Origin of the sequence: Izhakiella australiensis (assembly GCF_002006995.1) — a bacterium.
In the GTDB taxonomy this organism is placed as follows: domain Bacteria; phylum Pseudomonadota; class Gammaproteobacteria; order Enterobacterales; family Enterobacteriaceae; genus Izhakiella; species Izhakiella australiensis.
In genome coordinates, this window is sequence record NZ_MRUL01000016.1 from 63,319 (window position 1) to 87,968 (window position 24,650).

The 24,650-nt window shown below is 55.1% G+C and carries 26 protein-coding genes; 7 read left to right on the forward strand and 19 right to left on the reverse strand.

Going from position 1 to position 24,650, the window contains the following annotated elements; all coding sequences use genetic code 11:
* Positions 1–3 precede the first annotated feature (3 nt).
* The 5 genes from BTJ39_RS18615 to BTJ39_RS18635 all read right to left on the reverse strand — a co-directional run bounded on the left by BTJ39_RS18615 (position 4) and on the right by BTJ39_RS18635 (position 3,467).
* Positions 4–744, reverse strand: a complete 741-nt coding sequence (locus tag BTJ39_RS18615; RefSeq protein WP_078004190.1) for an amino acid ABC transporter ATP-binding protein — start codon at positions 742–744, stop codon at positions 4–6.
* Entirely contained in the window at positions 741–1,388 is a 648-nt protein-coding gene (locus BTJ39_RS18620; RefSeq protein ID WP_078004191.1) for an amino acid ABC transporter permease, read from the reverse strand. The genes BTJ39_RS18615 and BTJ39_RS18620 overlap by 4 nt, the downstream gene beginning before the upstream one ends.
* Positions 1,385–2,122, reverse strand: coding sequence for an amino acid ABC transporter permease (locus BTJ39_RS18625; RefSeq protein WP_078004193.1), 738 nt, complete (start codon positions 2,120–2,122; stop codon positions 1,385–1,387). The genes BTJ39_RS18620 and BTJ39_RS18625 overlap by 4 nt, the downstream gene beginning before the upstream one ends.
* A 48-nt stretch (positions 2,123–2,170) precedes the next feature.
* Positions 2,171–3,004: an ABC transporter substrate-binding protein gene (locus BTJ39_RS18630; protein ID WP_422386051.1), complete on the reverse strand. Its 834-nt coding sequence runs from the start codon at positions 3,002–3,004 to the stop codon at positions 2,171–2,173.
* Between the two features lie 70 nt (positions 3,005–3,074).
* A complete protein-coding gene (locus tag BTJ39_RS18635) occupies positions 3,075–3,467 on the reverse strand; it encodes a RidA family protein (RefSeq protein WP_078004197.1) in 393 nt (130 codons plus the stop codon).
* 421 nt (positions 3,468–3,888) lie between these two features.
* Here BTJ39_RS18635 and BTJ39_RS18640 point away from each other — a divergent pair, with 421 nt between their 5' ends.
* Positions 3,889–4,641 (forward strand): IclR family transcriptional regulator, encoded by a 753-nt coding sequence (locus tag BTJ39_RS18640; RefSeq protein WP_078004198.1) that lies wholly within the window; start codon positions 3,889–3,891, stop codon positions 4,639–4,641.
* Positions 4,642–4,728: 87 nt separating this feature from the next.
* On the opposite strand, the gene tpiA is transcribed toward BTJ39_RS18640, so the two are convergent.
* Both tpiA and BTJ39_RS18650 read right to left on the reverse strand, forming a co-directional pair.
* Entirely contained in the window at positions 4,729–5,499 is a 771-nt protein-coding gene (gene tpiA / locus BTJ39_RS18645) for a triose-phosphate isomerase (protein ID WP_078004258.1), read from the reverse strand.
* Between the two features lie 105 nt (positions 5,500–5,604).
* Positions 5,605–6,204: a YiiQ family protein gene (locus tag BTJ39_RS18650; protein WP_078004199.1), complete on the reverse strand. Its 600-nt coding sequence runs from the start codon at positions 6,202–6,204 to the stop codon at positions 5,605–5,607.
* Positions 6,205–6,294: 90 nt separating this feature from the next.
* Between BTJ39_RS18650 and BTJ39_RS18655 the strand changes: the two genes are divergently transcribed.
* The gene (locus tag BTJ39_RS18655; RefSeq protein WP_078004200.1) at positions 6,295–6,741 is read left to right on the forward strand and encodes a DUF805 domain-containing protein; all 447 of its coding nucleotides are present in this window, start codon (positions 6,295–6,297) and stop codon (positions 6,739–6,741) included.
* On the opposite strand, the gene fpr is transcribed toward BTJ39_RS18655, so the two are convergent.
* Positions 6,732–7,478, reverse strand: a complete 747-nt coding sequence (gene fpr / locus BTJ39_RS18660) for a ferredoxin--NADP(+) reductase (RefSeq protein WP_078004202.1) — start codon at positions 7,476–7,478, stop codon at positions 6,732–6,734. The genes BTJ39_RS18655 and fpr overlap by 10 nt on opposite strands.
* 308 nt (positions 7,479–7,786) lie before the next feature.
* Here fpr and emrD point away from each other — a divergent pair, with 308 nt between their 5' ends.
* The gene (emrD, locus tag BTJ39_RS18665) at positions 7,787–8,977 is read left to right on the forward strand and encodes a multidrug efflux MFS transporter EmrD (protein ID WP_078004260.1); all 1,191 of its coding nucleotides are present in this window, start codon (positions 7,787–7,789) and stop codon (positions 8,975–8,977) included.
* Positions 8,978–8,988: 11 nt separating this feature from the next.
* Here emrD and glpX read toward each other — a convergent pair whose 3' ends face one another.
* The 3 genes from glpX to BTJ39_RS18680 form a co-directional block, all read right to left on the reverse strand.
* Positions 8,989–9,999, reverse strand: coding sequence for a class II fructose-bisphosphatase (gene glpX / locus BTJ39_RS18670; protein WP_078004203.1), 1,011 nt, complete (start codon positions 9,997–9,999; stop codon positions 8,989–8,991).
* Positions 10,000–10,111: 112 nt separating this feature from the next.
* A complete protein-coding gene (gene glpK, locus BTJ39_RS18675) occupies positions 10,112–11,623 on the reverse strand; it encodes a glycerol kinase GlpK (RefSeq protein ID WP_078004204.1) in 1,512 nt (503 codons plus the stop codon).
* Positions 11,624–11,723: 100 nt separating this feature from the next.
* Positions 11,724–12,578, reverse strand: coding sequence for an MIP/aquaporin family protein (locus BTJ39_RS18680; protein WP_078004205.1), 855 nt, complete (start codon positions 12,576–12,578; stop codon positions 11,724–11,726).
* A 441-nt stretch (positions 12,579–13,019) separates the two neighbouring features.
* Between BTJ39_RS18680 and zapB the strand changes: the two genes are divergently transcribed.
* The gene (gene zapB, locus BTJ39_RS18685; protein WP_078004206.1) at positions 13,020–13,259 is read left to right on the forward strand and encodes a cell division protein ZapB; all 240 of its coding nucleotides are present in this window, start codon (positions 13,020–13,022) and stop codon (positions 13,257–13,259) included.
* 67 nt (positions 13,260–13,326) lie between these two features.
* Here the strand turns inward: zapB and rraA are convergent, their stop codons facing one another.
* The 6 genes from rraA to priA form a co-directional block, all read right to left on the reverse strand.
* Positions 13,327–13,812 carry a ribonuclease E activity regulator RraA gene (gene rraA, locus BTJ39_RS18690; protein WP_078004207.1) on the reverse strand — a complete coding sequence of 162 codons (486 nt, stop codon included), beginning with the start codon at positions 13,810–13,812 and terminating at the stop codon, positions 13,327–13,329.
* Between the two features lie 163 nt (positions 13,813–13,975).
* Positions 13,976–15,307, reverse strand: coding sequence for an HslU--HslV peptidase ATPase subunit (gene hslU, locus BTJ39_RS18695; protein ID WP_078004210.1), 1,332 nt, complete (start codon positions 15,305–15,307; stop codon positions 13,976–13,978).
* Positions 15,308–15,319: 12 nt separating this feature from the next.
* The gene (hslV, locus tag BTJ39_RS18700) at positions 15,320–15,850 is read right to left on the reverse strand and encodes an ATP-dependent protease subunit HslV (RefSeq protein ID WP_078004212.1); all 531 of its coding nucleotides are present in this window, start codon (positions 15,848–15,850) and stop codon (positions 15,320–15,322) included.
* A 91-nt stretch (positions 15,851–15,941) separates the two neighbouring features.
* Positions 15,942–16,808, reverse strand: a complete 867-nt coding sequence (ftsN, locus tag BTJ39_RS18705) for a cell division protein FtsN (RefSeq protein WP_078004213.1) — start codon at positions 16,806–16,808, stop codon at positions 15,942–15,944.
* Positions 16,809–16,958: 150 nt separating this feature from the next.
* Positions 16,959–17,987: a DNA-binding transcriptional regulator CytR gene (cytR, locus tag BTJ39_RS18710; RefSeq protein WP_078004214.1), complete on the reverse strand. Its 1,029-nt coding sequence runs from the start codon at positions 17,985–17,987 to the stop codon at positions 16,959–16,961.
* A gap of 165 nt (positions 17,988–18,152) precedes the next feature.
* The gene (gene priA / locus BTJ39_RS18715; RefSeq protein ID WP_078004216.1) at positions 18,153–20,351 is read right to left on the reverse strand and encodes a primosomal protein N'; all 2,199 of its coding nucleotides are present in this window, start codon (positions 20,349–20,351) and stop codon (positions 18,153–18,155) included.
* A gap of 213 nt (positions 20,352–20,564) precedes the next feature.
* Between priA and rpmE the strand changes: the two genes are divergently transcribed.
* Entirely contained in the window at positions 20,565–20,777 is a 213-nt protein-coding gene (gene rpmE, locus BTJ39_RS18720; protein WP_078004218.1) for a 50S ribosomal protein L31, read from the forward strand.
* Positions 20,778–20,827: 50 nt separating this feature from the next.
* Here the strand turns inward: rpmE and BTJ39_RS18725 are convergent, their stop codons facing one another.
* Positions 20,828–21,901: a linear amide C-N hydrolase gene (locus BTJ39_RS18725; protein WP_078004220.1), complete on the reverse strand. Its 1,074-nt coding sequence runs from the start codon at positions 21,899–21,901 to the stop codon at positions 20,828–20,830.
* 101 nt (positions 21,902–22,002) lie between these two features.
* On the opposite strand from BTJ39_RS18725, the gene BTJ39_RS18730 reads away from it, so the two are divergent.
* Entirely contained in the window at positions 22,003–22,875 is an 873-nt protein-coding gene (locus BTJ39_RS18730) for a LysR family transcriptional regulator (RefSeq protein WP_078004223.1), read from the forward strand.
* On the opposite strand, the gene metJ is transcribed toward BTJ39_RS18730, so the two are convergent.
* On the reverse strand, positions 22,872–23,189 hold the full coding sequence (metJ, locus tag BTJ39_RS18735; protein ID WP_078004225.1) for a met regulon transcriptional regulator MetJ: 318 nt from the start codon (positions 23,187–23,189) through the stop codon (positions 22,872–22,874). The two genes, BTJ39_RS18730 and metJ, sit on opposite strands and share 4 nt — an antisense overlap.
* Positions 23,190–23,485: 296 nt before the next feature.
* On the opposite strand from metJ, the gene metB reads away from it, so the two are divergent.
* Positions 23,486–24,649: a cystathionine gamma-synthase gene (gene metB, locus BTJ39_RS18740; protein WP_078004227.1), complete on the forward strand. Its 1,164-nt coding sequence runs from the start codon at positions 23,486–23,488 to the stop codon at positions 24,647–24,649.
* Position 24,650: the final 1 nt, after the last annotated feature.

Below are 24,650 nucleotides of genomic sequence, written 5' to 3' on the forward strand. Positions count from 1 at the left end.
GCCTTAGTGAGTCAGTACCCTGGAAAGGAATTGCTGAGTGCGTGGATTTTGCGGGTTAACGAACAGCTGTTCAGGGGTTCCCTGTTCAGCCACCACCCCTTGATCCATAAACACCACCCGATCGGCGGTTTTGCGCGCGAAGCCCATCTCGTGAGTGACCACCACCATCGTCATGCCATCGCGGGCCAGCCCGCGCATCACTTCTGTTACTTCGCCGACCAGCTCCGGGTCAAGCGCGGAGGTCGCCTCATCAAAAAACATAATTTTCGGCTCTACCGCCAGCGCGCGGGCAATGGCTACTCGCTGCTGCTGGCCGCCGGAGAGCTGCGACGGATAATGGTTTGCGCGATCGGCCAGGCCGACGCGCTCCAGCGCGGCCATAGCGCGTTGATTTGCCGCCGAGGGCGACATTTTGCGCGCTTTGATTAGCGCCAGGGTCACATTGCCCAGCGTGGTTTTATGGGGAAACAGATTAAACTGCTGAAAAACCATTCCGACATGACCGCAGATTTCACTGCTGCGCTTGCGATCGTGCAGCGGCACGTTGTTGACCCAGATTTCGCCATCATCCACGGTTTCCAGTCCGCTCATCATGCGCAGCACGGTGCTTTTGCCTGAGCCTGAGGCGCCGATCAATACCAATACCTCGCCGGGTTGCACCTCCAGAGACAGGGTTTTTATCACCTGGGTTGCGCCGAAAGATTTGCTGACGCCGCTCAGCGTTATAGCCGGTTTCTGGCTCATGACAGTACGCTCCTGGTTTGTTGATGGTGCTGAACCCAGCGGGAAATCGGATAGCAGATGATGAAATAGAGCAGCGCTACCAGACCGTAAACCACCACCGGCTGGCCAATTCGGTCCACGATTGCCTGACCCTGATGCATCAGCTCGGACATGCCTATCATGCTGACGATCGAGGTATCTTTAATCAGGGATAGGTACTGGCCTATCAGCGGCGGCATAACGATGCGCCTTGTTTGCGGCAGAATGACGCAGCGGAAAGTTTGTTGTTTACTCAGTCCCAGTATCCATGCGACTTCCCACTGGCCTTTTGGTACCGCCTCGATACCGGCGCGGAAAACCTCGGAAATATAGGCGCCCTGATAAATGCTCAGGCCGAGAATGCCGGCGGCCAACAGGTTGATTTCATAGCCGAAATAGGCCACGCCAAAGTAGATGAACATCAGGGTGATAAGCACCGGCGAGCCGCGAAATAACTCGGTATACAGCAGCGCCAGCTGGCGGCCAACCGGAAGTTGGCTGGTGCGAAGTATCGCCGCCAGCAAGCCAAGCAGCGTACTGCCCGCGATGGCGGCGATCGACAATATTAAGGTGACACCCAGTCCCTTCAGCAGTAGCGGCAGGCTGGTAACCACAAGTTCGTTCATATGATGCTCCGGGATTTAAACAGGCTTGTCCGTAGACCCATCGTCGACAGCAATCCGGGCTTTTTTATCCGGGTCACCAGCGGCGGCGTGAACATCCGACGTCCCAGTAAACTTCCCAGCCATGACAGCAAATTACTCAGCAGCAGATAGGCAATCAGGGTAAAGGTGAAGGTTTGGATATACAGCAGCGTGCGGGCATTGATCACCGTTGCCGTACCGGTCAGCTCTGGCAATGCAACGGCGGAAAGCAGCGAAGTACCTAACAGCAGCTGTATCAGGTTATTAATAATCGCCGGGTAAACCGCTCTGGCCGCCTGCGGCAGGATGATGGAAATAAATATCTGGCGGCGTGAAATACCCAGTATCCAGGCCGCTTCCAGCTGTCCTTGCGGCACCGATGCGATGCCGGCGCGAAAGGTCTCCGCCAGATAGGCGCCGACGTTGATGCCCAGCGCCAGTACGCCGGCTTCAAAAGCGCTCATGCGTATGCCGAGCGACGGCAGGCCAAAGAAGATAATGAAAATTTGCAGCAGCACCGGGGTGTTGCGAATGAATTCGATATAGCAGGCGCTGATAAATCTCAGCAGGGCCAGCTGCGCGTTGCGCGCCAGCGCGGCCAGCAGGCCGAGCGTCAGCGCTAACAGGAAGGCAAGCAGGGTAACCTGCAGCGTCAGCCAGGCAGCCTCGGCAAAGGTACCGAAATACTGCCACAGGGTTAACCATTGATAGCTCATGAGCGGCTCCACGGGTATCAGCCGCCCTGGCAGGGCGGCGTGGGTAGATTAATACTGTGGGTTAAGCGGGTAGCGCGGCTTGCTGCCAAACCACTTCTGGTAGAACTCGGCGTTTTTACCTGAGGCGTTAATTTCAAACAGGAACTCATTCAGGTAATTGATCCAGACCTGGTCACCCTGACGCGTACCGAATGCGTTGTACTCCAGCGGCACCAGCGCTTCGTTGGTGACGGCAAGGCTCGGATCCAGCTTGGCCTGGTAGGCGAGGAAGTTATTATCCTCAATCATGGCATCTGCCTGGCCCTGTTTAACGGCCAGAATGGCGGCCTGAGAGGAGTCATATTCCTGAATTTTGACCTTAATGCCCATGGAGCGAACTTCATCGCCATTGGTTGAACCTTTTACGGTCGCAATGGTTTTATCCGTCATGTCATGGGCCGATTTAATACCGCTATCTTTACGTACCAGCATCGCCTCGCTGGCGACGACATAGGGCTGAGTAAAGCCAATTTCTTTGGCACGCTCCATGTTGCGGGTGAAGTTGCAAAACACCACGTCGACTTTATTGGTTTGCAGATTGGGGATGCGATTTGCGCTGGTGGTATTCACCATTTCCAGCTTAACGCCCATTCGTTTTGCCAGCTCTTTTGCCAGATCCACATCATAGCCATCGGGATTACCGGCTTTATCGTAAAAGCCGAAGGGGGCAAAGCTCAAACAGTCACCTACCTTCAGCGTCCCGCGTTGCAGTACCGTCTGCAGGGTTGAGGTGGGCGCCCCTCCTGCCGTCTGCGTGTTTTTATCTGTTGGTGTGCAGCCCATCAGGGAAATAATGCCGAGCGCAGTCAGAAACTGACCCGCCAATTTGGTCTTCATTATCATATTCATTTATTTACACTCTCTGTTGAGATGGAGCCGTAATAAAAACCGATAAATAAGAAATATGGCGGGTCTATTTTTTATCTGCGCGGAAGCATTTCACGTCGACTTCCACTTTACAATCCACGACTAAATCCTGCACGCTACAAATGCGGGCGGGAGGATGATCGCCAAATATTTCCGCAAATACTTTGTTAAACGAACCAAAATAGCGTGCGTCAGTCAGCACGGCAGTTACATGTACGACATCTTTAATTTCATAACCAGCCTCTTGCATAATGGCAATACAGTTGCTGAAGGCCAGACGGGTTTGTTCAATAATGCCGCCTTCAACGACTTCGCCGGCGGTCATTGGCGTTTGTCCTGAGACATAAAGCCAGCCGTCTGCCTGAACGGCGCGGGAAAAAGGCAAGCGTTGCCCACCGGTGCCGGTACCGCCTTCACTGCCATAACGGGTTATCGTCATTACGCTTCTCCTGAGCGAAAAGGAATGTTTAACGGTGCATCTTCGTCTGATATATCGGACAATGGTCTGTTATAGTGGATAGTTTGAGATTTGCACAGTTGTTTTTCTTTTGCAAGACAGGCAAAGGATTTAATTTTTAATTTGCGAAGCAGGAAGAGTTATTTAATATTTGTACGCGTTTTTAATTATTGTAATGTGAGCTGAACCGCTTCTTCCTGGTGCATTTTACTTTTAGCTTTGCGCTATTTTAGTGCCGCATAACGGCTTGCTGGTATCTCGCCAATATAAGCGGGTCATTAATTAATTCGAAAACATTAACTATTTAACGCTATGATATCTTTCTGAGATTAACTGGCGCGTATAAGGCTTCGTAAGTAAGATTGGCAAAACGAGGCGTACCGCAGGAGATGCTGAGATCGCTATGCCAGATGAGAAGCAGCCCAGAGCGCGCGGCGTGGATCGCGTCATTGAGATTTTTCACCAGCTTCACGTCGCCCGGCAGCCAATGGCCATACGTGATTTAATTACCGCCACCGGTTCACCACGCTCAAGTATTTATGAACTGGTGAATATCCTTAGCGAGGCTGGCTGGCTGGAACTGACCGCCGACGGACAGGTATTTTTCGGCCGTGAAATGCACTATTACGGTGCGGATTACATGGCCCATAACGATCTGATTCGGCGTGCGCACCAGATGATGGTTGCTATCGTGGCGCGCCATGGCGAGACGGTGCAGCTTTGCATGCTGGAAGGTAATAAGTACAGCGTGGTGCTTTCTGAAAGCAGCAGCGTCCATCCGTTTAAAATCAGCTCGGATATTGGCGTGCGCGTGCCGATCCCCTGGACCGCATCGGGACGCTTGCTACTTAGCGACTGGCGTGATGACGCCATCCTGGCATTAATTCCGCCGCAGGATTTTCGGCTAAGCAACGGGCGGGAAATTGATCGCCAGGCGTTTCTTGACGATGTTCACCGCGCCGGACGTCAGGGGTATTTCGTTACCGAGGGGCTCTCTGAAAGCTTTACCTGCTGCATGGCTGCGCCCATTCGTTCGCGTAGCGGCCAGATGGTGGCGGCATTTTGCTTTATGGTCAGCAGGGATACCGCCGAGGAGCGGCGCCAGATGCTGCTGGCTGAGCTGATGGAAACGGCGCGGCGGCTTTCTGATTTCTGAGTGGCGCTAACGCCGGAGGGAAATGAAACCGGCGGGCTGAATGACGAAGGTGCGCCTCGCGGCGAGGCGCACCTTTTACGTGTTCGCTTATCCCGCGTTTTTGGCCTGGGCGGCCGCTTTGACGATGGCGGTAAAGGCGTCGGCCTTCAGCGATGCGCCGCCAACCAGCGCGCCATCGATATCCGGCTGAGCAAACAGCTCCGCAGCGTTTTTATCATTGACCGAGCCGCCGTATTGCAGGATCAGCTGTTGGGCAACGGCCGCATCTTTTTTCGCAACATGGTCGCGAATAAACTTATGCACCGCCTGCGCCTGCGCTGGCGTTGCGGATTTACCGGTACCAATTGCCCAGACTGGCTCATAAGCAATAACGGCGCCGTTGAACGCCCCGGCGCCCAGGGTATTCAGCACCGCATCAATTTGACGGGAACAAACCTCTTCCGTTTTACCCGCTTCGTTTTCCGCTTCGGTTTCGCCAATGCACAGCACCGGAATCAGACCGGCATCTTTCAGTATGGCAAATTTTTTGGCAACCAATTCGTCGCTCTCTTTATGGTAGGTACGACGCTCAGAGTGGCCGATAATGATGTAACGGGCGCCAATGTCTCTCAGCATCTCAGCTGAAACTTCACCGGTAAATGCCCCGCTGAGGTTAACGTCAACGTTCTGAGCGCCCAGCGCAATGTGGCTGCCAGCGATGGCCTGATGAGCCTGCTCCAGATACATTACCGGAGGCGCGATAGCGACATCGCAGCCGTCAACGCCGCTCAGGGCATTACGCAGACCGGCGATCAGTTCAGCCGTCATATGTTTGCTACCGTTGAGCTTCCAGTTACCCATTACTAATGGATGTCGCATCATATCCTCCACGCGAAACGCGATAGTTTTAATCTGACCGCCCGGCGGGCGGTATGGTCTGCCTGACAGTATAGAGATCAAAAAGCCGTAAGGCTTTGCTTTTTGTCATTTTGACTGGCTATCGGGGGCCAGAGCCAGCTTAAGCGGCTCAACGGCGAAGGTCAGTCCTTTTTCGCCGTTATCGGCGACAATATAGCGCAGCGCGCCTTCATTTTTAGCAAAGTAGCGCTGGCCTTTGCCTTTCGCCAGCAGCGTTGTTACCCGTTTAAGGCTTTGTTCTTCATTGAGCATCGGTTCGAAATAGCGCACGAAGGCGGCCATATAGGCCAGCGCCTTATCATAGGCTGCTTTTTGCTCCGGCCCCTGAACGGGTAGCCAGGTTATCTGTAAGGTTTTGATCTTTCCGGTGCCGCGCTCCAGCGCGGTTGATGAGTAAAGATTTTCATTGATTTTACTGGCGGCACGCGTCAGATTGCTCTTGTCATCCCGATTATCAATTGCCCGGTATTCGCTTAAGGGAAGCGCAGGATTACTGGCATTGTACTTCTCGCGAAACTGGCCGATAGTCATATCAAAGGTGGGGGCTCCTGACAGCAAATATGCCGCCGTTGGCATATGTTCGCTGCGCTCCTGGGGATCGGCGTGACACAGGCCGCTAAGCAAAATGGAGGCCGCAATTAAGCCAGTACGCAACAGGTTGTTCATCGTTCATCTGCCCTGAAATTAACTTAGCCCCGATTAAAACGGAGTCAGGCGGTCAATGTCAAAGGCGATGAGCTTCACGGGAACGCGATTATGACCTTACGACAGTGGTGCTTGTCCTGGCGGGGGAGGCTGGGACGACGTGATTTCTGGCTCTGGCTGGCCGTCTGGACGCTGCTGATGCTGCTGCTGTTCAGCCTTGCCGGCAGCGGGCGTATAGAGCGCCGAACTGCCGCTGTGCTGGTTCTGTTATTGCTATGGCCGATGGCCGCCGTAATGGTAAAACGCTTGCACGATCGCAACAAAGGCGGCCAGTGGGCACTGCTTTTCATCGTTGCCTGGCTGCTGCTGAACGCCGACCTTTCCAGCTTTGCCATGCAGTGGCGGCTTTTCCTCGGCTATTTTATTCCAGCGTTGATTATCATGGCGATGATGGTTGAACTGGGCGCGCTACCCGGTACAGCTGGCGCGAATCACTTTGGTAAAGCGACGCAGTTAGTTGTATTTTTCGGGCGCCGCCGCGAGCCCAATTACCAGTAATGCTCGCTGGTCATATGACCGGGTTTGCGTCGCAGATGCTTACGCATGCCCCGGCTTTCTTTTAACAGCTGCTGGGTGTCGCGCACCATTTGGGGATTTCCACACAGCATAATGTGGCTGTGTTCGGCGCTCATGGGCAGTCCGACGGACGCCTCCAGCGCGCCGCTTTCAATCAGCGCCGGTACGCGTCCGCTCAGGGAGCCGGCTATTTCTTCGCGGCTGACTACCGTTTGTATGCGTAACTTGCCGCTGTAGCGTTGCTGTAGCTGCTGCATTAGCGGCAGATAGCTCAGATCCGCCGCGTAACGCGCAGCGTGTACCAAAACGATATTGCGAAAGCGCTCAAGATCTTTCCCCTCCTGCAAAATCGACAGGTAGGGTCCGATAGCGGTGCCGGTTGCCAGCATCCACAGGGTTTCACACTCAGGAATTTCCTCCAGGACAAAAAAGCCAGCGGCGTCTTTAGTGACCATTACCCGATCGCCGGGTTTCAGCGCGTAAAGATGCGGGCTGAGCTTCCCCTCGGGAACCAGAACCAGGTAAAATTCAAGATTTCCATCGCCCGGCGCGTTGACGTATGAATAGGCGCGCTGTACGCGCTCGCCATCGATTTCCAGCGCCAGCTTGGCAAACTGCCCGGCGGTAAAAGGCGCAATGGGTGCATTTACCGTGATGCTGAACAGTGCCTCTGTCCAGTTATTTACCTGTTTCACCGTAGCATTGACCCACTCGGCCATAACGACTCCTCATTTAGTGATTTTGCGCAATAGCTCGCGTTATCTTCGCTACTGTAGGGTTGATTTTCCAGTCCTGATGCGTGGTAAAGCTCTTGTCGACAAATGTGGCGCAATTGGCCGCAGACGTAAATGACGATCTGCGCCCCTGTCGCTGTATGTAAATCGTGACAGCAAGTTTGCCAGAAATTTTCTCGTGGCCTCTCGAATTATCAGAGATTTTTGATATTTTTCCCGCCGTATCATTTTTATATCCGTCGTTCTTACTGAAAAATTAGAAAATGGCGGGGTATCATTCTGTGGTGAGCCTGATGAAAGGTCAAAAAAACAACGCTATTTTACTGATGCTGACCGTTCTGGTCGCCGTGGGGCAGATGGCACAAACCGTTTATGTCCCCGCCATGTCGGCTATTGCTGACGCGCTGCATGTTTCAGATGGCTCAGTACAGCGGGTGATGGCCGCGTATCTGATGACCTATGGCGGTTCACAGCTCATCTATGGTCCTCTGTCCGATTCGTACGGCCGGCGGCCGGTGATCCTGACAGGCATGATGATTTTTATCATTGGCACGCTGACCGCTCTGCTGGCTGGCAGTTTTAGCTGGCTGGTGCTGGGAAGCGCTATTCAGGGATTGGGCACCGGCGTTGCCGGCGTCATGGCGCGCACGCTACCGCGGGATGTTTATCAGGGCGCGGCGCTGCGCTATGCCAATAGCCTGCTGAATATGGGCATTCTGGTCAGCCCGCTGATCGCCCCGCTGATTGGCGCGGTGTTAACCTCACTGTATGGCTGGCGCGCCTGCTTTGCTTTTTTACTGGTGCTATGCCTGGCCGTTAGCTTTACGATGCTGCGCTGGCTGCCGGAAACCCGCCCCCATTATGATGGCGTCAGGCTGCCATTCTTTTCCCGCTATCGTCCGCTGCTGGCGGACGGTAATTTCGTTCGCTACATGATTATGCTGATCGGCGCGCTGGCCGGGATTGCGGTATTTGAAGCCTGCTGCGGCGTGCTGCTTGGCGGCGTGCTGGGCCTGTCCAGCCTGACGGTCAGCATTTTGTTTATCCTGCCGATCCCGGCGGCATTTTTTGGCGCCTGGTTCGCCGGGAGCGACAGCCGCAGCAGCCAGACGATAATGTGGTATGCAGTGAACAGCTGCCTGGCCGCAGGTCTGCTGATGTGGCTGCCGGCGTGGTTTGGCATAATGAACGTCTGGACGCTGCTGATTCCTGCGGCGCTGTTCTTTTTTGGCGCCGGCATGCTGTTTCCGCTGGCGACCACCGGGGCGATGGAGCCATGGCCTTGGCTGGCCGGTACCGCCGGCGCGCTGGTCGGTGGTTTGCAGAATCTCGGTGCGGGGGTTAGCGCCTGGCTATCGGCGATGCTGCCGCAGCACGGTCAGTTCAGCCTTGGCATGCTGATGTTCGCGCTGGCGCTGCTGATCTTATTCTGCTGGCTGCCGCTCTCACGCCAGCCAGCGGATAGCTCAGTCGGTTCGCACTGATCGCCGCCGCGTCAGAGTATCCAGCGGTGCAGCTCGCTGTCTTTGCGATCGAGATAATGTACCGACTGAATGCGGCGAATGGTGCGCGATTTACCGCGGATCAGCAGGGTTTCACTGCTGGCCATGTTGCCGCGACGGCTAATGCCTTGTAGCAGGTCGCCGCTGGTGATGCCGGTGGCGGCAAATACCACGTTATCGGTGCGGGCCATTTCCGCTAGCGTCAGCACCTTGTCGGCCTCAATGCCCATTTGCTGACAGCGGCCAAGCTCTTCTTCGCCAATGCGAATATTTTCCGGCGTACTGCCTTTAACCTGGTGGCGGGCCAGTAGCCGCCCTTGCATATCACCATCCAGCGCGCGGATCACCGCGGCAGAAATGACGCCTTCGGGCGCGCCGCCGATGCCATACAATACATCCACTTCGCTGTCCGGCATGCAGGTCAGAATGGAGGCGGCAACGTCGCCATCAGGAATGGCAAAAACCCGCACGCCCCACTGCTGCATTTGCTGAATGATGTCGTCATGGCGAGGTTTTGCCAGGATGCTGACGGTCAGCTGGCTCAGCGGCTTATCCATCGCCTGGGCAATATTGTTGAGGTTAGCCTGCAAGGGCAGCGTCAGGTCAATGGCGCCTTTGGCTTGCGGTCCGACGATAAGCTTTTCCATGTACATGTCCGGCGCATGCAAAAAACAGCCTTTTTCGCCGACCGCCATCACCGCCAGCGCGTTGGCCTGGCCCATCGCCGTCATGCGGGTGCCTTCAATCGGGTCGACGGCAATATCCACGGCGTCGCCCTGGCCGCTACCGACTTTTTCACCGATCCACAGCATCGGCGCTTCATCGATCTCACCTTCGCCGATAACGATCTGCCCGTCGATATCAATCTGGTTTAACACGTGGCGCATGGCGTGGACGGCGGCGCCGTCGGCGGCATTTTTATCACCGCGTCCCAGCCAGTGATAACCGGCCAGCGCAGCGGCTTCCGTTACCCGTGAAAATTCAATTGCAAGTTCTCGTTTCATCGCCTTTTCCGGCATCTTAAGGAGGGCTGGCAGTGTAGCATAGACGGAACAGGTAAAAAAAAGCCTGCGGGCGTAAGCCCACAGGCGAGTGTAGCCAGATTTACTGCCGGGATTATTCTGCTTCTTCTTCCCAGGCGCGGGCGCGTTTTACCGCCTTCTGCCAGCCCGCATATTTGTAATTGCGCTCGGTGGTTTCAATGCCGGGGCGGAATTCACGTTCGATCACTGACTTCGCGCGGACCTCTTCCAGATCGTTCCAGAAACCAACCGCCAGGCCAGCAAGATAGGCCGCACCCAGCGCGGTCACTTCGCGTACTTCCGGACGTTCAACCCGGACACCCAGGATATCGGACTGGAACTGCATCAGGAAGTTGTTAGCCACGGCGCCACCGTCCACGCGTAGCGACTGCAAGCGGGTGTTGGCATCGTTTTGCATCGCTTCCAGTACGTCGCGGGTCTGGTAGGCGATCGATTCCAGCGTCGCGCGGATAATGTGATTGGCGTTAGCGCCACGCGTCAGGCCAAAAATCGCGCCGCGCGCATAGGGGTCCCAGTAGGGGGCGCCCAGACCGGTAAACGCAGGCACCATATACACGCCGTTGGTATCCTTCACCTTCATCGCAAAGTATTCAGAATCCGTGGAGTCGCCAATCAGCTTCATTTCATCGCGCAGCCACTGAATTGAGGCGCCGCCGATAAATACCGCGCCTTCCAGCGCATAGTTCACCTCGCCGCGCGGGCCGCAGGCGATGGTGGTCAGCAGGCCGTGTGAAGAGGACACCGCTTCGGTACCGGTATTCATCAACATAAAGCAGCCGGTGCCGTAGGTGTTTTTCGCCATGCCAGGCTGTACGCAGAGCTGGCCGTAAAGCGCTGCCTGCTGGTCGCCGGCGATACCGGCGATAGGAATACGCGTGCCGCCTTTACCGCCGATGTTAGTCTGGCCGTAGACCTCACAGGAGCTTTTCACTTCCGGCAGCATTTCACGCGGAATATCAAGAATTTCCAGCATCCGCTGATCCCATTCAAGGGTATGGATGTTGAACATCATGGTACGCGAGGCGTTGGTGTAATCGGTAATATGTACGCGTCCCTGGGTCATTTTCCAGACCAGCCAGGAATCGACGGTACCAAACAGCAGTTCACCACGCTTAGCCCGCTCGCGCGAGCCTTCAACGTGATCAAGGATCCATTTCACTTTAGTGCCGGAGAAGTAAGGGTTAATTACCAGCCCGGTGGTGTGCTGAATATACTCTTCCAGCCCCTCTTTTTTCAGTTTGGCGCAATAATCTGCAGTACGTGGATCCTGCCAGACGATGGCGTTGTATATGGGTTTGCCGCTCTCTTTATCCCAGACGATGGCGGTTTCACGCTGATTAGTGATACCGATGGCGGCGATTTGATCGGAGCTGATATCAGCATGGGCCAGCACTTCGACCAGCGTTGAACTCTGCGATGCCCAGATGTCCATCGGATCGTGTTCTACCCAACCGGCTTTAGGATAGATTTGCTGAAACTCACGCTGAGAGACCGCCACGATGTTGGAATCATGGTCGAGAACTACCGCGCGAGAACTGGTGGTGCCCTGGTCGAGCGCGACGATATATTTTTTGTCTGTTGGCATAATACTGTCCTGATGTAGTCAAGAGTTCGGGACTGCGGCCCGCGATTGCTTGCGCGCTACCCGCAGGCGGATAAGCGCAGCGATCGCGGGCGGCGGTGAATCACGCTTTCCGTTGCGCTTGCGCTGCGCGGGCAACGGGTTCTGGTATGGTTTCTGTTTCAGCTGTCTTTCCCGGCAGGTTACTGGCGATCAGGCTGCGATAGGCGAACGCGCCGACGATAGCGCCAACAATGGGACCAAAAATGGGTACCAGAAAGTATGGAATATCTTTGGCGCCGGTAAAGGCGACTTTTCCCCATCCGGCAAAGAATGCGAACAGTTTGGGACCAAAATCACGGGCAGGGTTAAGGGCAAAGCCGGTCAGCGGCCCCATAGAAGCACCAATAACGGCGATCAGCAGACCAATCAGCAGCGGCGCAAGTGGGCCTTTTGGCAGACCGTTGCCGTCATCGGTTAACGCCATGATCAGGCCCATCATAAAGGCGGTAATTACGGCTTCAACCAGAAACGCCTGACCGACGCTGATATGCGGGTTAGGGTAGGTTGAGAAGATACCGGCCAGCTCCAGGCTCTGTACGCTGCCGCGAACCATCTGATGCGTTTGCTCATAGTCATAAAACAGGCTGTAGTAGAGACCATATACCAGTGCCGCCGCGCAGAAGGCGCCGGCTATCTGAGCAAGGATGTAAGGGATCACTTTATGTCTTTCAAAATTAGCGAACAGCCATAGCGCCAGGGTGACCGCCGGGTTGAGATGCGCACCCGATACGCCGGCACTGAGGTAAATGGCCATTGATACTGCGACGCCCCAGATGATGCTGATTTCCCACTGTCCGAAGCTGGCGCCGGCCAGTTTCAGCGCTGCAACGCAGCCTGCGCCGAAGAATATAATGGTACCGATTCCGAGGAATTCGGCGATGCACTGCCCTTTGAGCGTGCTGGTTGAATTACTCATAATGAATGTCCTGAAAGCGAGGTTAATTATTTACTGCTGTTTTTATCATTCCATTGAATTGCCCGTATGAACGTTGGGCTGTTGTAAATTTATCGTTAACGAACATAAACGAGAAATAGCGAAATCAAAAAATGTGTATTGCGTCATAAAAATGAGCGTTTTCGCGTGTTTTTGCTTTCCTAAAACGCCATTTCAGTTTCCTTTTAGCACAACGTTTGAGCATTTTGTTAACAATCACCCTGCTCTTAACGCGGGAATTGTAAAAAACGCCAGGCATAAGCTGAAAAACGTTAAAAACCCGACTCCTCGCGGCTTCGCTGCTGGACTTGAGTTATCCCTCTACTTACAATCGGGTATCTGTTGTTAACCGCGCAATTTGGCTTAGCCATGTTCAGCGGCGGCTAGCACCATCATCGCCTTGCGATTAGGAGAGCATAGAAGATGTCATTTGAAGTTTTTGAAAAACTGGAAGCAAAAGTACAGCAGGCGATTGATACCATCACGCTGTTGCAAATGGAAATCGAAGAGCTGAAAGAGCAGAATGCGAATCTGAATCAGCAGATCCAGCATTCTGCCGGCAGCAGCGAGTCGCTGGCGCGGGAAAATCAGCAGTTGAAAGAAGAGCAGCACGTCTGGCAGGAACGTTTACGTGCGCTGCTTGGCAAGATGGATGAAGTGTAACCGCTGTTTTAACGGCAAAAACATTAACGGGTGCCTCTGGCACCCGTTTACTTTTGTTCGCCGCGCGTCATTCAATATCCAGCGCATCTTCTGAGAGAATGATGCCGGTGTTGTCAGCGTACAGGTGATCGCCTGAAAAGAAGGTGACGCCGCCAAAGTTAACCCGCACGTCGCTTTCGCCGATACCCTCACCGGCAGCGCCGACGGGAATAGCCGCAATGGCCTGGATACCGATATCCAGCTCTTCCAGATCGTCGACCTGGCGCACTGAGCCATAAATCACGATGCCTTCCCACTCATTTTGCAGGGCAACACGCGCCAGCGCGGCGTCTACCAGCGCTCGCCGTGCGGAACCGCCACCATCTACCAGCAGAACGCGACCGCGACCGTTTTCTTCCAGTAAATCGTACAGCAGACCGTTATCCTCGAAACATTTTACCGTCGTGATTTGTCCACCAAATGAGGTACGTCCGCCGAAGTTAGAAAACAGCGGTTCAACTACGTTTACCTCTTCATGGTAGATATCGCAGAGTTCAGAAGTATCGTATTTCATAAGGTTTTTCGTCTGGTTGCCGCAGGATGGCTAAGTATATCGCTTAACGGCAGATGATGGCAAAAACCTGCTTTGATTAAAATTGCGCTACGTCAAGTACAGCGCGGATGTTGCCGACATCAGGCGGAAAATAAGCCGGTCTGGCGACCGGCTGCGAGAGGTATTACAAAATGAAGCGGCTCAAATCTTCATCAGCCACCAGCTCATCCAGATGGCTGGAGACATAGGCTGCATCAATGGTAATTGATTCGCCATTGCGCTCGCTGGCGTCATAGGAGATCTCCTCCATCAAACGCTCAAGTACGGTATGCAGACGGCGCGCACCGATATTTTCCGCCGTTTCGTTAACCTGCCAGGCGGCTTCGGCAATACGGCGGATGCCATCCTCGGTAAAATGAACCTCCACGCCTTCGGTCTTCATCAGCGCTTTGTACTGCACGGTTACCGACGCGTTTGGCTCGGTAAGAATGCGCTCAAAGTCGCTGGTGGTCAGCGCCTGCAATTCAACGCGAATTGGCAGACGGCCCTGCAACTCAGGGATCAGGTCCGACGGGCTGGCAACCTGGAACGCGCCGGAGGCGATAAATAAGATATGGTCGGTTTTCACCATGCCGTGCTTGGTCGAGACCGTACAGCCCTCAACCAGCGGCAGCAAGTCGCGCTGGACCCCTTCACGTGAAACGTCCGGACCGGAGGTTTCACCGCGCTTACAGACTTTATCAATCTCATCAATAAAGACGATGCCATGCTGCTCAACGGCTTCAATAGCCTGCTCTTTCAACTCTTCGTGATTGACCAGCTTCGCCGCTTCTTCTTCAATCAGCAGCTTCATTGCCTCTTTGATTTTCAGCTTGCGCGGCTTTTGCTTTTGACCGCCCAGATTCTGAAACATGGATTGCAGCTGGTTAGTCATTTCTTCCATGCCAGGGGGCGCCATAATCTCAACGCCCGTCGGCGAGGCGGCAAGATTTATCTCGATCTCTTTATCATCCAGCTCGCCTTCACGCAGTTTCTTACGGAAAGACTGGCGGGCCGATGACGGCTCCGGCGCGGATTCCGACTGGCCCCAGTTATTTTTTGCCGGGGGGATCAGCACATCAAGAATGCGTTCTTCTGCCATCTCTTCGGCACGATAGCGATTTTTCTCGATCGCCTGCTGGCGCACCATTTTCAGCGCTGAATCGGTCAGATCGCGAATAATAGAGTCGACTTCTTTGCCGACGTATCCCACTTCGGTGAATTTGGTCGCTTCAACCTTAATAAAGGGCGCGTTGGCCAGCTTCGCAAGGCGGCGGGCGATTTCCGTTTTACCGACCCCGGTCGGGCCGATCATCAGAATGTTTTTTGGCGTCACTTCGTGGCGAAGATCTTCATCCAGTTGCATACGGCGCCAGCGGTTGCGTAGGGCGATGGCAACGGCACGTTTGGCGCCGTCCTGGCCGATGATAAAGCGATTAAGTTCGCTAACGATCTCGCGAGGCGTCATTTCAGACATAGTCAGGGTTCCTTACGCTTTAGACGGTAATTCTTCGATGGTCAGATTATGGTTGGTGTAGATGCAGATATCGCCCGCGATGTTCAGCGCTTTTTCGGTAATTTCACGGGCGCTTAGCTCGGAGTTTTCCAGCAACGCGCGCGCTGCGGCCTGCGCATAAGGACCACCTGAACCAATGGCAATCAGATCATTTTCGGGTTGGATGACATCGCCGTTACCGGTGATGATTAGCGACGCCGTTTCATCGGCGACCGCCAGTAACGCTTCCAGCTTGCGTAGCATTCGGTCGGTACGCCAGTCTTTAGCCAGCTCAACGGCGGCTTTAACCAGGTGCCCCTGATGCATTTCCAGCTTACGCTCAAAGCGTTCAAACAGGGTAAAAGCATCTGCCGTACCGCCTGCGAACCCGGCAATAACCTTGTCATTGTAAAGGCGACGCACTTTTTTAACGTTGCCTTTCATTACGGTATTGCCGAGGGTAGCCTGGCCATCGCCGCCAATCACTACCTGGCCATTGCGTCGTACACTTACAATTGTTGTCACGGGCAGACCCCTTGTTGCAATCGAATAAGAATCCCCGCAGCTTACTACTGCGGGGTGATTGCAATCAGATATGGGGCGGCTTTAGCGGGTTTCAACCCCCGATAGCCATAGGGATGCAGTTTGTATGGCCGGAACCACGCAGACTTTTCAGCGCGCTGTCGACCCCGGCGCGGTTGCTGTAAGGGCCAATGACTACGCGATTCCAGCCGCCGCCGGTGGTGATACGGCTCTCAAAGCCCTCGAAGGCCAGCTGAGCGCGTATTGATTCGGCCTGTTCGGTGCCTTTGAACGAGCCACACTGCACCATCCAGCGCTGCGTTTTAGCTTTCTCCGGCGCTTTCGGCTTATCTTCAGCCTTCGGCTGCTGCGCTGCGGTTTGCTGCTGCGCATCATGAGGCGTCGGCTGCGTCTGCGGCGTCGGACGAGGCTGAGGCGCTTGCGCCGGCAGACGCGACTGCATTTCCAGCTGATTTTGCAGGCGCTGGCGCTGTAGCGTTTGCTGACGCTGTGCGGGCGTCTGCTCGTTCCAGGGCACTTCATTGAGCTGGGTAGGCTGCTGCTTCATATCAGCCTGCATTTGATCGAGCAGCTGACGCTGTTCGTTAGTCAGCTGCGTTTGCGAATGAACTTCGCCGCCGGCCGACGGTTCCGTCGGGCTGGGCACTGACATCTGTCGGTTTTCCAGCTCCTTGATATAGCGCCAGCGCTCTTCCGGTTTGGGGGGCAGGCCGTTACCGGAAGATTTGTGATCGGGAATGACCGAGGCTTCTTCTTTTTTATGATGTGCGATAAACCACAGGCCGCCGGCAAAGGTAACCAATACCGCTACTGCCAGCGCCATCATAAATTTAGAAACCCCGGAGTTACTGCTGCGCTTTTTTCCGCTGCGGCCGTTTGCGCTTTTTTTGCGGCGCGTGCCTGTCGAACGCCCGCGGCTTACATAATCTTTTTGTGCCACTAATCGTTCCGTAACTAATCAAGAGAAAGTGTCTGGCCGAAATCCGGCGCTGGAGACAAAATTACCCGCTCGCCATGTTACTCAAGGGCCGGAAGTTTGACCAGCAAAGATATACCCAGGATTCTGCTGAAACTTAGGGGTTAACGTCGTTCAGGCGCGTGGCTGCGCGGTGCTGGCGCGAATTTCCAGTTTAAATTCGAGCAGTCGTGAACCGTTGCTGACGGTTTTTCCCTCTAACTGTTCCAGCAGCAGCATCATTGCTTCAGCGCCGATTGCAAAACGTGGCTGAGCAACCGTCGTTAGCGGCGGGTCGCTGTACTGGGCCAGTTCAATGTCGTCGAATCCAATTACCGAAAGATCCTCGGGCACGCGCAGTCCCATATTCTTCGCCTGAGCGATGACGCCCAGCGCCATAATATCGCTGTGGCAAAAGACGGCCTCAGGCGGATTTGCCAGCGCCATCAGCGTCTTCAGCGCCTCTTTGCCGGCTTCGAAGGTAAAGTCTCCACGAACGATACAGGCGTTATCAATGGCGATGCCGCTACGTTGCAGCGCCTGAATATAACCCTGCAGGCGATACTGACTCAGGGGCATTTCGTCCGGGCCGGCCAGGCAGGCAATGCGCCTGTGGCCGTATTTTAGCAAATGATTCACCGCCTCGAAGGCGGCGGTAAGATTATCAATATGAACCGTAGGCAGCTCCAGTTCAGGAGCAAATTCATTCGCCATCACCATGGGAGGAAGGTGGCGAACGTCGTCCGAACGGGTATCGAAAGGCAGGCGCGATCCCAGCAGAACCATGCCATCAATCTGACGCGTAACCATTAAATCCATCAGCGATGATTCCTGCTGATTCTGATGGGCGCAGTCGCCAATCAATACCAGATAGCCATGCCGGGCGGCGGTGATTTCAATACCGCGAATCATCTCGCTGAAAAAGGGATCGCAAATGTCAGGTACGATAACCAGAATGGTATGGGTCTCGTTGCGCTTAATGCTGCGGGTCAGAGGGTGAGGCGAATAGCCTACTGATTTAGCGGCAGCTTCAACCTTTTCCCGGGTCGCCGCCGACACTTTTTCCGGATTCATCAGCGCGCGGGAAACCGTTGCGGTGGATACCCCTGCTTTTTCCGCCACCTCTTTCATCGTCGCGCCCGGGGACGCTTGCTTGTGCTCCAACGTCTTTACCTCATTTCAGGCAACGGCTTTCCGGCCTGATGCTTTGCATATAATTATTTTGTGTAAAACCGTCCTTCATTGTTATCAGAGAAACAATGTAATCGGTTACTTAAATTGCAAAAAAAGTGTGACTTTCACCACTTTTTTCGATCCGGCTCGCACAGTTCAGCTTTCGGTGGGGTCAACGTCCAGCGTCCACTTAACCTTGCGCGTTTGAGGAAGGGTGGCGACTAACGGCAGGCTCGACTGCAGCAGACGCTGCAAACGGGGGCGAGAAGGATGTTGCAACAATAGCTGCCAGCGGTAGCGGCCGCTGCGTTTCGCCTGTAGTGAGGGTACCGGCCCCATGATCCAGCAGGCCTCATCTTTCAGGGGGCTGGCTTCCAGCAGGTTACGCAGCTGCTGCAGGAAAAGCGCCGCCTGCTGATTGTCCTGGTCCTCGGCACGAAACAGAATATGGCTGGTGAAGGGGGGCAAAAAAACGCTTTTACGCTCCTCAAGCGCCTGCCGCGCGAAGGCGTCATAGCCCTTGTGCAGCAGGGTTTGCAGCAGGGGATGTTCGGGATGGTGCGTTTGTAGCAGGACTTCGCCTTGTTTACCCGCCCGTCCCGCCCGGCCAGCGACTTGGGTATAAAGCTGGGCGAAGCGCTCCGCCGAGCGGAAGTCGGCGGAAAATAGCGCGCCATCGACATCCAGCAGCGATACCAGCGTGACATCGGGGAAATGGTGGCCTTTGGCCAGCATTTGGGTGCCAACCAGAATGCGAGCGCCGCCGCGATGCACTTCGGCCAGCTGCTGTTCAAGGGCGCCTTTGCGGCTGGTGGTATCCCGATCGATACGGGAAATGGCGACGCCCGGAAACAGGCTGGTTAAGTTTTGCTCTAGCTGTTCAGTGCCGAGCCCGACCGGCATCAACTGGGTCGAGCCGCATTGCGGACATTGATGGGGCACCTGACGCTGGCTGTCGCAGTGGTGGCAACGTAGCTGGCGCTGGTGCTGATGCAGGGTGTAATAATGGTCGCAGCGCTGACATTCAGCAATCCAGCCACATTCATGGCACATCAGCGCCGGGGAAAAGCCGCGACGATTGAGAAACAGCAGCACCTGATTATCCGCTTGCAGATGCTGCGCCATTTTGCCCGCAAGCTGGGGGGAAAGCCCGCCCTTTAGCTTAACGCCTTTAAGATCGATCAGCTGCTGCGTTGCCAGGCTGGCGTTGCCAGCGCGTTTACTCAGCGTGAGCTGGCGGTATTTACCGCTATGCACGTTTTGCAGCGTCTCAAGCGCCGGCGTCGCCGAGCCCATTATTACCGGAATATTTTCCTCGCGGGCGCGTACTACGGCCAGATCGCGCGCGTGGTAGCGCCAGCCTTCCTGCTGTTTGTAGGAGCTGTCATGCTCTTCATCGATGATAATCACGCCAGGGCGGGCCAGCGGCGTAAAAAGTGCCGAGCGGGTGCCGATAATAATGGCGTTTTCTCCCCGGCGCGCCCGTAGCCAAACCGCCAGCCTTTCGCTGTCATTCAGCGCCGAATGCAGCACGTCCACCGGGGCGTTAAAACGTTCGCGAAAGCGGGCGATGGTTTGCGGCGTGAGGCCGATTTCCGGGACCAGCACCAGCGCCTGGCGGCCGCTGTTAATCACGTTTTCCAGTACGCTGAGATACACCTCGGTTTTGCCTGAGCCGGTAATACCCGCCAGCAGCCAGGCGCCAAAGCAATCATCCGCGCTGCGGATTGCGCCGACGGCGGTGGCCTGTTCAGTATTAAGGCGCAGACGCTCGCCGTGCACAATGGTTTGCTGGCGCCAATCGGCAACCATTGGGTGATATGGCCGCAGATCGCAGAGCCCTTTTTTACGTAAACCCTGCAGGACGGCGTCGCTAATATCGTGTTGGCTGATTTCGTGGCGGTAAAGGGCCCCCTGGCGCAAGATTGCCAGCGCCTGGCGCTGTTTATGGGCGCTTTTCAGGCTCTCCGGCGCCGTCTCTTTGCCCTGCAAGGTGATATACCATTGCCAGATCGGCGCTTCGCGCGCCGGCTTACCCTGACGCAACAGTATGGGAAGGGCGTGAAACAGTACTTCGCCCGGCGGATAGTGGTAATAGCCCGTTGCCCAGTTCAGCAGCCGCCAGAGAGAAGGAGGATACAGGGAGTCACCGTCCAGCACCTCCTGTACGCTTTTCAGCTGGGCCTGCGCCAGCTCGCTGTGGTCTTTTATTGCGGTGACGATGCCGATAGCGCTGCGTTTTCCAAACGGTACGCTAACCCGCCCGCCGATGCTGACCGGCGGCAGGCCGTCTGGCAGCAGGTAGTCAAACCGACGCGCCAGCGGTACTGGTAAGGCAATTTCAACAACGGTCATCGGCTATTCCGGCGGCAACATTGGGTCGGACAGTGTACACCGTGACGGTGAAAATGTGAGGATTCGATTGCGTCAGGCGGTTATTTTCTGTATAGTTCGCGGCCTTCGGCGGGTAATCGACGTCGGAAGACACTAACTTTTTAACATCGTGTGGTGCCGGTGCAGGCCAGTGGTCTGGCACGGGAGAGCGACACGGCCTTACCGAGGTCTGCCATGAAAAAAGATATCCATCCAAAATACGTTGAAGTTACTGCTACCTGTTCTTGCGGTAACGTTATTAAAACCCGCTCTACCGTGGGTCGTGACCTGAACCTGGACGTGTGCGGCAACTGCCACCCGTTCTTCACCGGCAAGCAGCGCGTAGTTGATACCGGCGGTCGCGTTGAGCGTTTCAACAAGCGCTTCAGCATCCCGGGCAGCAAATAAGCCCAGCGGATATAAAAAAACCCAGCTCTGCTGGGTTTTTTTATGCTTAATTACTGCGCTTTAGCCTGATGAAGAATATTACCTTCCCAGCCGTGCAGGGCATAATCATTCAGATGCAGGATGCGTTTTTCCGGCTGGCCGGCGCTGAAATTTACCTCGCTGAGTTTGATATAAACCTCTGAAGGGGCGAAGGCAGATTTAAAGTGATACTCGCCGTGGCTCAAGTCAGAAAGCGTGGTCCAGTAGGTGCCGATGCCTTTGTTCTGATCCGGTCGTTTAGAGTATTTCGCATAGGTATTGGTGATCGCTTGTTCCTCTTTTCCGCTCGGATAGCCAATCGGATAGGTAACGTTGCTCAGTGCTGACAGTACAAATCCCTGCGCCTGGTATTTATTATCCGGCTGCGGCAGATTGTGCAGGTTAAAGCTGGCGCGCACAAAGCGGGCGTCAGCCTCCTGAGTTCCCGGAATGGCATTACGATCGACGTGCTGGTATTTCTTCAGGTTTTCCAGCTGCTTTTCATAAGACGGCGGGTTGGTCATTACCGTATATTGCCTGCCGTGATAAACGTGAACCACTCCGTTGTCGATTTCAATAATCGCCGAGTCGCCGCTGCGGTCTTCAATGGCGATATGCTTGGTGTCGGTGGCGTAGTCTATCGGCAGCTTAGCCGCCATCAGGCGCACGTTTTGCAAGCCGTTAACCGCCTCGTCTACCGTGGCGTAATTATCCAGAATGTAGCTCAGCCAGCTGCGGCTCTGTAATATCGGCTTATCCTGATTGTTGCTCTGCTGCTGCTTACCGTTGGTGTAAAACAGGGTGTGGCCTGCCAGCCCTTTTTCATTCATGCCATCCATCGGAAAGGCGTTGTCAGCATAAATGACGACACTGCCGTAACGCGTCTTCCAGTGCGCCGCGTTCGCCACGTCGCCACCGTTGTGCGCAATGCCGCGTGGCGTGATCACTAGTGACGGGTCAACCGGGCCGAAAAAGTCCAGGTTGCGTCCGCTGACCATATAGCCCGGAAACTGATTCATAAAGGCGCGAGTGCAGGCATCCGCAGTGGGGGCAAGGGTGGTGGTTAGCAACAGGGCGGCAACGGGTAACACGGTAAATTTTTTCATTGATAAAGCTCCTTAATAGCGTCAACGAAGACAGGTTATGACGAGAAAGTTCGTTGGCAGGAGTCAGTTATCGGGGCAAAACCCCTCGCAAGGAGGCAAGCATGATCCCTTTCACTTTGCTTCAGCTGGAAGCTTTTGTTGCAGTATGCCGCCACGGCACCATGACGCGTGCGGCTCAGGCGTTACGTAAAGATCGCACGACGCTCAGCGAGTTAATTAATTGCCTGGAAATCGATCTTGGCTACGCGCTTTTCGATCGACAAACGCGCCCTCTGAGCCGCACGCCGTCTGGCGATCGTTTGTATCGTCAGGCGGTGCTATTTTTGCAAGAAGCGCAGGCATTCGGCGGCATTGCCAGCCAGCTGGCTGCGGGCGAAGGCCAGCAGCTGACGCTCAGTTACGACGTGTTTATTCCGCACTCAATGCTTGTGAGCCTGAGTGCTGAGCTTGCCGGACAGGGCGTGACGGTTAATTTACGCTGTGAACCACGGCTGCAAGGAGAGCTGGCGCTCGCCGAAGGGCGGGCGGATATCGGTATTTATCAGGCGCTGAACCGGCCGGTAGGGCAGTCGTTTAGCTGGCAGACGCTGGGCGCGATTGAGTTTGCGGTGTATGCCAGCCCGGCGCTGTTTGCTGAAACGCCGGTCACCATGATGGCGCTGGCCTCCCATACGCAGCTGCTGCCCTGGGATTTCATGCCGGAGTATCTGGCGCAGCGCCTGCAAATTGCCGATCGCACGCAAAGCGTTAATGAGCGGGAACTACTGATTGCCCTGCTGCGAGCGAAGCAAGGATGGGCGATGCTGCCGACGCATTTTTTTACGCAGCAGCGCGTGGGCGTTGAGCGCATTGAAACTGTCATGGGGCGTAAAGGGATGCTGCATCCGGTCGTTGCTTTGTGGCAGCCGGGCAAGGTCGGGCACACAACGTTGCGCTATGTGCTCGACGCCGCCGAGCGAAACTTTACCGCTTAGTATTCCCAGGTATCCGGATCGATGCCTTTTTCCCGCATGATACCTTTAGCGCCTTCCGGGATTTCATCATTACGCTCTTTGCGTAAGTCAACATCGTCGGGCAGTGGCTGCCCGGTAAACGCGTGCAAAAAGGCTTCACACAGCAGTTCGCTGTTGGTGGCGTGGCGCAGGTTGTTAACCTGGCGACGCGTACGCTCGTCGGTCAGAATTTTAAGCACGCTGAGCGGGATAGAGACCGTAATCTTTTTTACCTGTTCGCTCTTTTTGCCGTGCTCAGCGTAGGGGCTGATATATTCGCCGTTCCATTCAGCCATGAGTTACCTTAATCCTCGTCAGAGTGAAAGTTGCCTTGTACGACTTTGCAGGCTATGCGCGTCGACCAGGAATAATTATGCCGCAAATAGCGTGCTGCTACACGGATCGATAACAAGGTTATCGATAAGATGTTCGTATATAACTGCCAGCACGCAAAAGTGACATAATCTTAGCGGGTATTGCCTCGTTGCTCAATCTATACGCAAAGACATTTAGATGTCCAGATGTATTGACGTCTGTTAATCCTCTGTTTAGGCTATAAGCCTCTTTTATCTCCGCAGGAATGGTAAGCATCATGACGACGCGCAAACAGGCAACTATCGCAGTACGTAGTGGTTTGAATGACGATGAGCAATATGGCTGCGTGGTTCCGCCAATTCATCTGTCTACCACCTACAACTTCACCGACTTTAATCAGCCGCGCGCCCATGATTATTCCCGGCGCGGCAACCCGACTCGCGACGTGGTACAGCGCGCATTGGCGGAGTTGGAAGGCGGAGCCGGCGCGGTAATGACCAATACCGGCATGTCGGCAATCCATCTGCTGTGTACGGTGTTTCTCAAACCGGGCGATCTGCTGCTGGCGCCTCATGACTGCTATGGCGGTAGCTATCGCCTTTTCGATAGCCAAAGTAAACGCGGCGCTTATCGGGTGGCTTTTGTCGATCAGGGCGACCAGAACGCATTGCAGGCGGCGCTGGCGCAGAAACCGAAGCTGGTGCTGATTGAAACGCCGAGCAATCCGCTGCTGCGGGTGGTTGATATCGCCAGTATCTGTAAAGCGGCAAGCGACGTCGGGGCGCTGACGGTCGTGGATAATACTTTCCTCAGTCCGGCGCTACAGAACCCGCTGGCGTTGGGCGCCGACCTGGTTGTGCATTCCTGTACCAAATACCTTAACGGTCATTCAGACGTCGTTGCCGGCGCGGTGGTGGCAAAAGATCCGGCGCTGGCGACCGAGCTGGCCTGGTGGGCAAATAACATCGGCGTTACCGGCGCGGCCTTCGATAGCTATCTGCTGCTGCGCGGCATGCGCACTTTGGGTCCGCGCATGGCGGCAGCACAGCGTAATGCGCTGGCGCTGGTTGATTATTTGAAACAACAGCCGCTGGTGAAAAAGCTGTATCATCCCTCCCTGCCGGAAAATGTCGGCCATCAGTTTGCCACTCGTCAGCAAAAGGGGTTCGGCGCGATGCTGAGCTTTGAACTGGATGGCGATGAGACGACGCTGCGTCGTTTTCTGAAGGCGCTGACGCTGTTCACCCTGGCGGAGTCGCTGGGGGGAGTGGAAAGCTTGATCTCGCATACCGCAACCATGACCCACGCTGGCATGTCGGCGGAAGCCCGTGCCGCAGCGGGGATTTCTGAAACCCTGCTGCGGGTATCAGTCGGTATTGAAGATCATGAAGATTTAATCGCCGATCTGGATAATGCCTTCCGGATAGCGGCTGAGAGGTAAA

What these genes read in the sequence shown, in the direction of transcription:
- BTJ39_RS18615 (WP_078004190.1), bottom strand. Translation starts at nt 744, where the DNA reads ATGAGCCAGAAACCGGCTATAACGCTGAGCGGCGTCAGCAAATCTTTC.
- BTJ39_RS18620 (WP_078004191.1), bottom strand. Translation starts at nt 1,388, where the DNA reads ATGAACGAACTTGTGGTTACCAGCCTGCCGCTACTGCTGAAGGGACTG.
- BTJ39_RS18625 (WP_078004193.1), bottom strand. Translation starts at nt 2,122, where the DNA reads ATGAGCTATCAATGGTTAACCCTGTGGCAGTATTTCGGTACCTTTGCC.
- BTJ39_RS18630 (WP_422386051.1), bottom strand. Translation starts at nt 3,004, where the DNA reads ATGATAATGAAGACCAAATTGGCGGGTCAGTTTCTGACTGCGCTCGGC.
- BTJ39_RS18635 (WP_078004197.1), bottom strand. Translation starts at nt 3,467, where the DNA reads ATGACGATAACCCGTTATGGCAGTGAAGGCGGTACCGGCACCGGTGGG.
- BTJ39_RS18640 (WP_078004198.1), top strand. Translation starts at nt 3,889, where the DNA reads ATGCCAGATGAGAAGCAGCCCAGAGCGCGCGGCGTGGATCGCGTCATT.
- tpiA (WP_078004258.1), bottom strand. Translation starts at nt 5,499, where the DNA reads ATGCGACATCCATTAGTAATGGGTAACTGGAAGCTCAACGGTAGCAAA.
- BTJ39_RS18650 (WP_078004199.1), bottom strand. Translation starts at nt 6,204, where the DNA reads ATGAACAACCTGTTGCGTACTGGCTTAATTGCGGCCTCCATTTTGCTT.
- BTJ39_RS18655 (WP_078004200.1), top strand. Translation starts at nt 6,295, where the DNA reads ATGACCTTACGACAGTGGTGCTTGTCCTGGCGGGGGAGGCTGGGACGA.
- fpr (WP_078004202.1), bottom strand. Translation starts at nt 7,478, where the DNA reads ATGGCCGAGTGGGTCAATGCTACGGTGAAACAGGTAAATAACTGGACA.
- emrD (WP_078004260.1), top strand. Translation starts at nt 7,787, where the DNA reads ATGAAAGGTCAAAAAAACAACGCTATTTTACTGATGCTGACCGTTCTG.
- glpX (WP_078004203.1), bottom strand. Translation starts at nt 9,999, where the DNA reads ATGAAACGAGAACTTGCAATTGAATTTTCACGGGTAACGGAAGCCGCT.
- glpK (WP_078004204.1), bottom strand. Translation starts at nt 11,623, where the DNA reads ATGCCAACAGACAAAAAATATATCGTCGCGCTCGACCAGGGCACCACC.
- BTJ39_RS18680 (WP_078004205.1), bottom strand. Translation starts at nt 12,578, where the DNA reads ATGAGTAATTCAACCAGCACGCTCAAAGGGCAGTGCATCGCCGAATTC.
- zapB (WP_078004206.1), top strand. Translation starts at nt 13,020, where the DNA reads ATGTCATTTGAAGTTTTTGAAAAACTGGAAGCAAAAGTACAGCAGGCG.
- rraA (WP_078004207.1), bottom strand. Translation starts at nt 13,812, where the DNA reads ATGAAATACGATACTTCTGAACTCTGCGATATCTACCATGAAGAGGTA.
- hslU (WP_078004210.1), bottom strand. Translation starts at nt 15,307, where the DNA reads ATGTCTGAAATGACGCCTCGCGAGATCGTTAGCGAACTTAATCGCTTT.
- priA (WP_078004216.1), bottom strand. Translation starts at nt 20,351, where the DNA reads ATGACCGTTGTTGAAATTGCCTTACCAGTACCGCTGGCGCGTCGGTTT.
- rpmE (WP_078004218.1), top strand. Translation starts at nt 20,565, where the DNA reads ATGAAAAAAGATATCCATCCAAAATACGTTGAAGTTACTGCTACCTGT.
- BTJ39_RS18725 (WP_078004220.1), bottom strand. Translation starts at nt 21,901, where the DNA reads ATGAAAAAATTTACCGTGTTACCCGTTGCCGCCCTGTTGCTAACCACC.
- BTJ39_RS18730 (WP_078004223.1), top strand. Translation starts at nt 22,003, where the DNA reads ATGATCCCTTTCACTTTGCTTCAGCTGGAAGCTTTTGTTGCAGTATGC.
- metJ (WP_078004225.1), bottom strand. Translation starts at nt 23,189, where the DNA reads ATGGCTGAATGGAACGGCGAATATATCAGCCCCTACGCTGAGCACGGC.
- metB (WP_078004227.1), top strand. Translation starts at nt 23,486, where the DNA reads ATGACGACGCGCAAACAGGCAACTATCGCAGTACGTAGTGGTTTGAAT.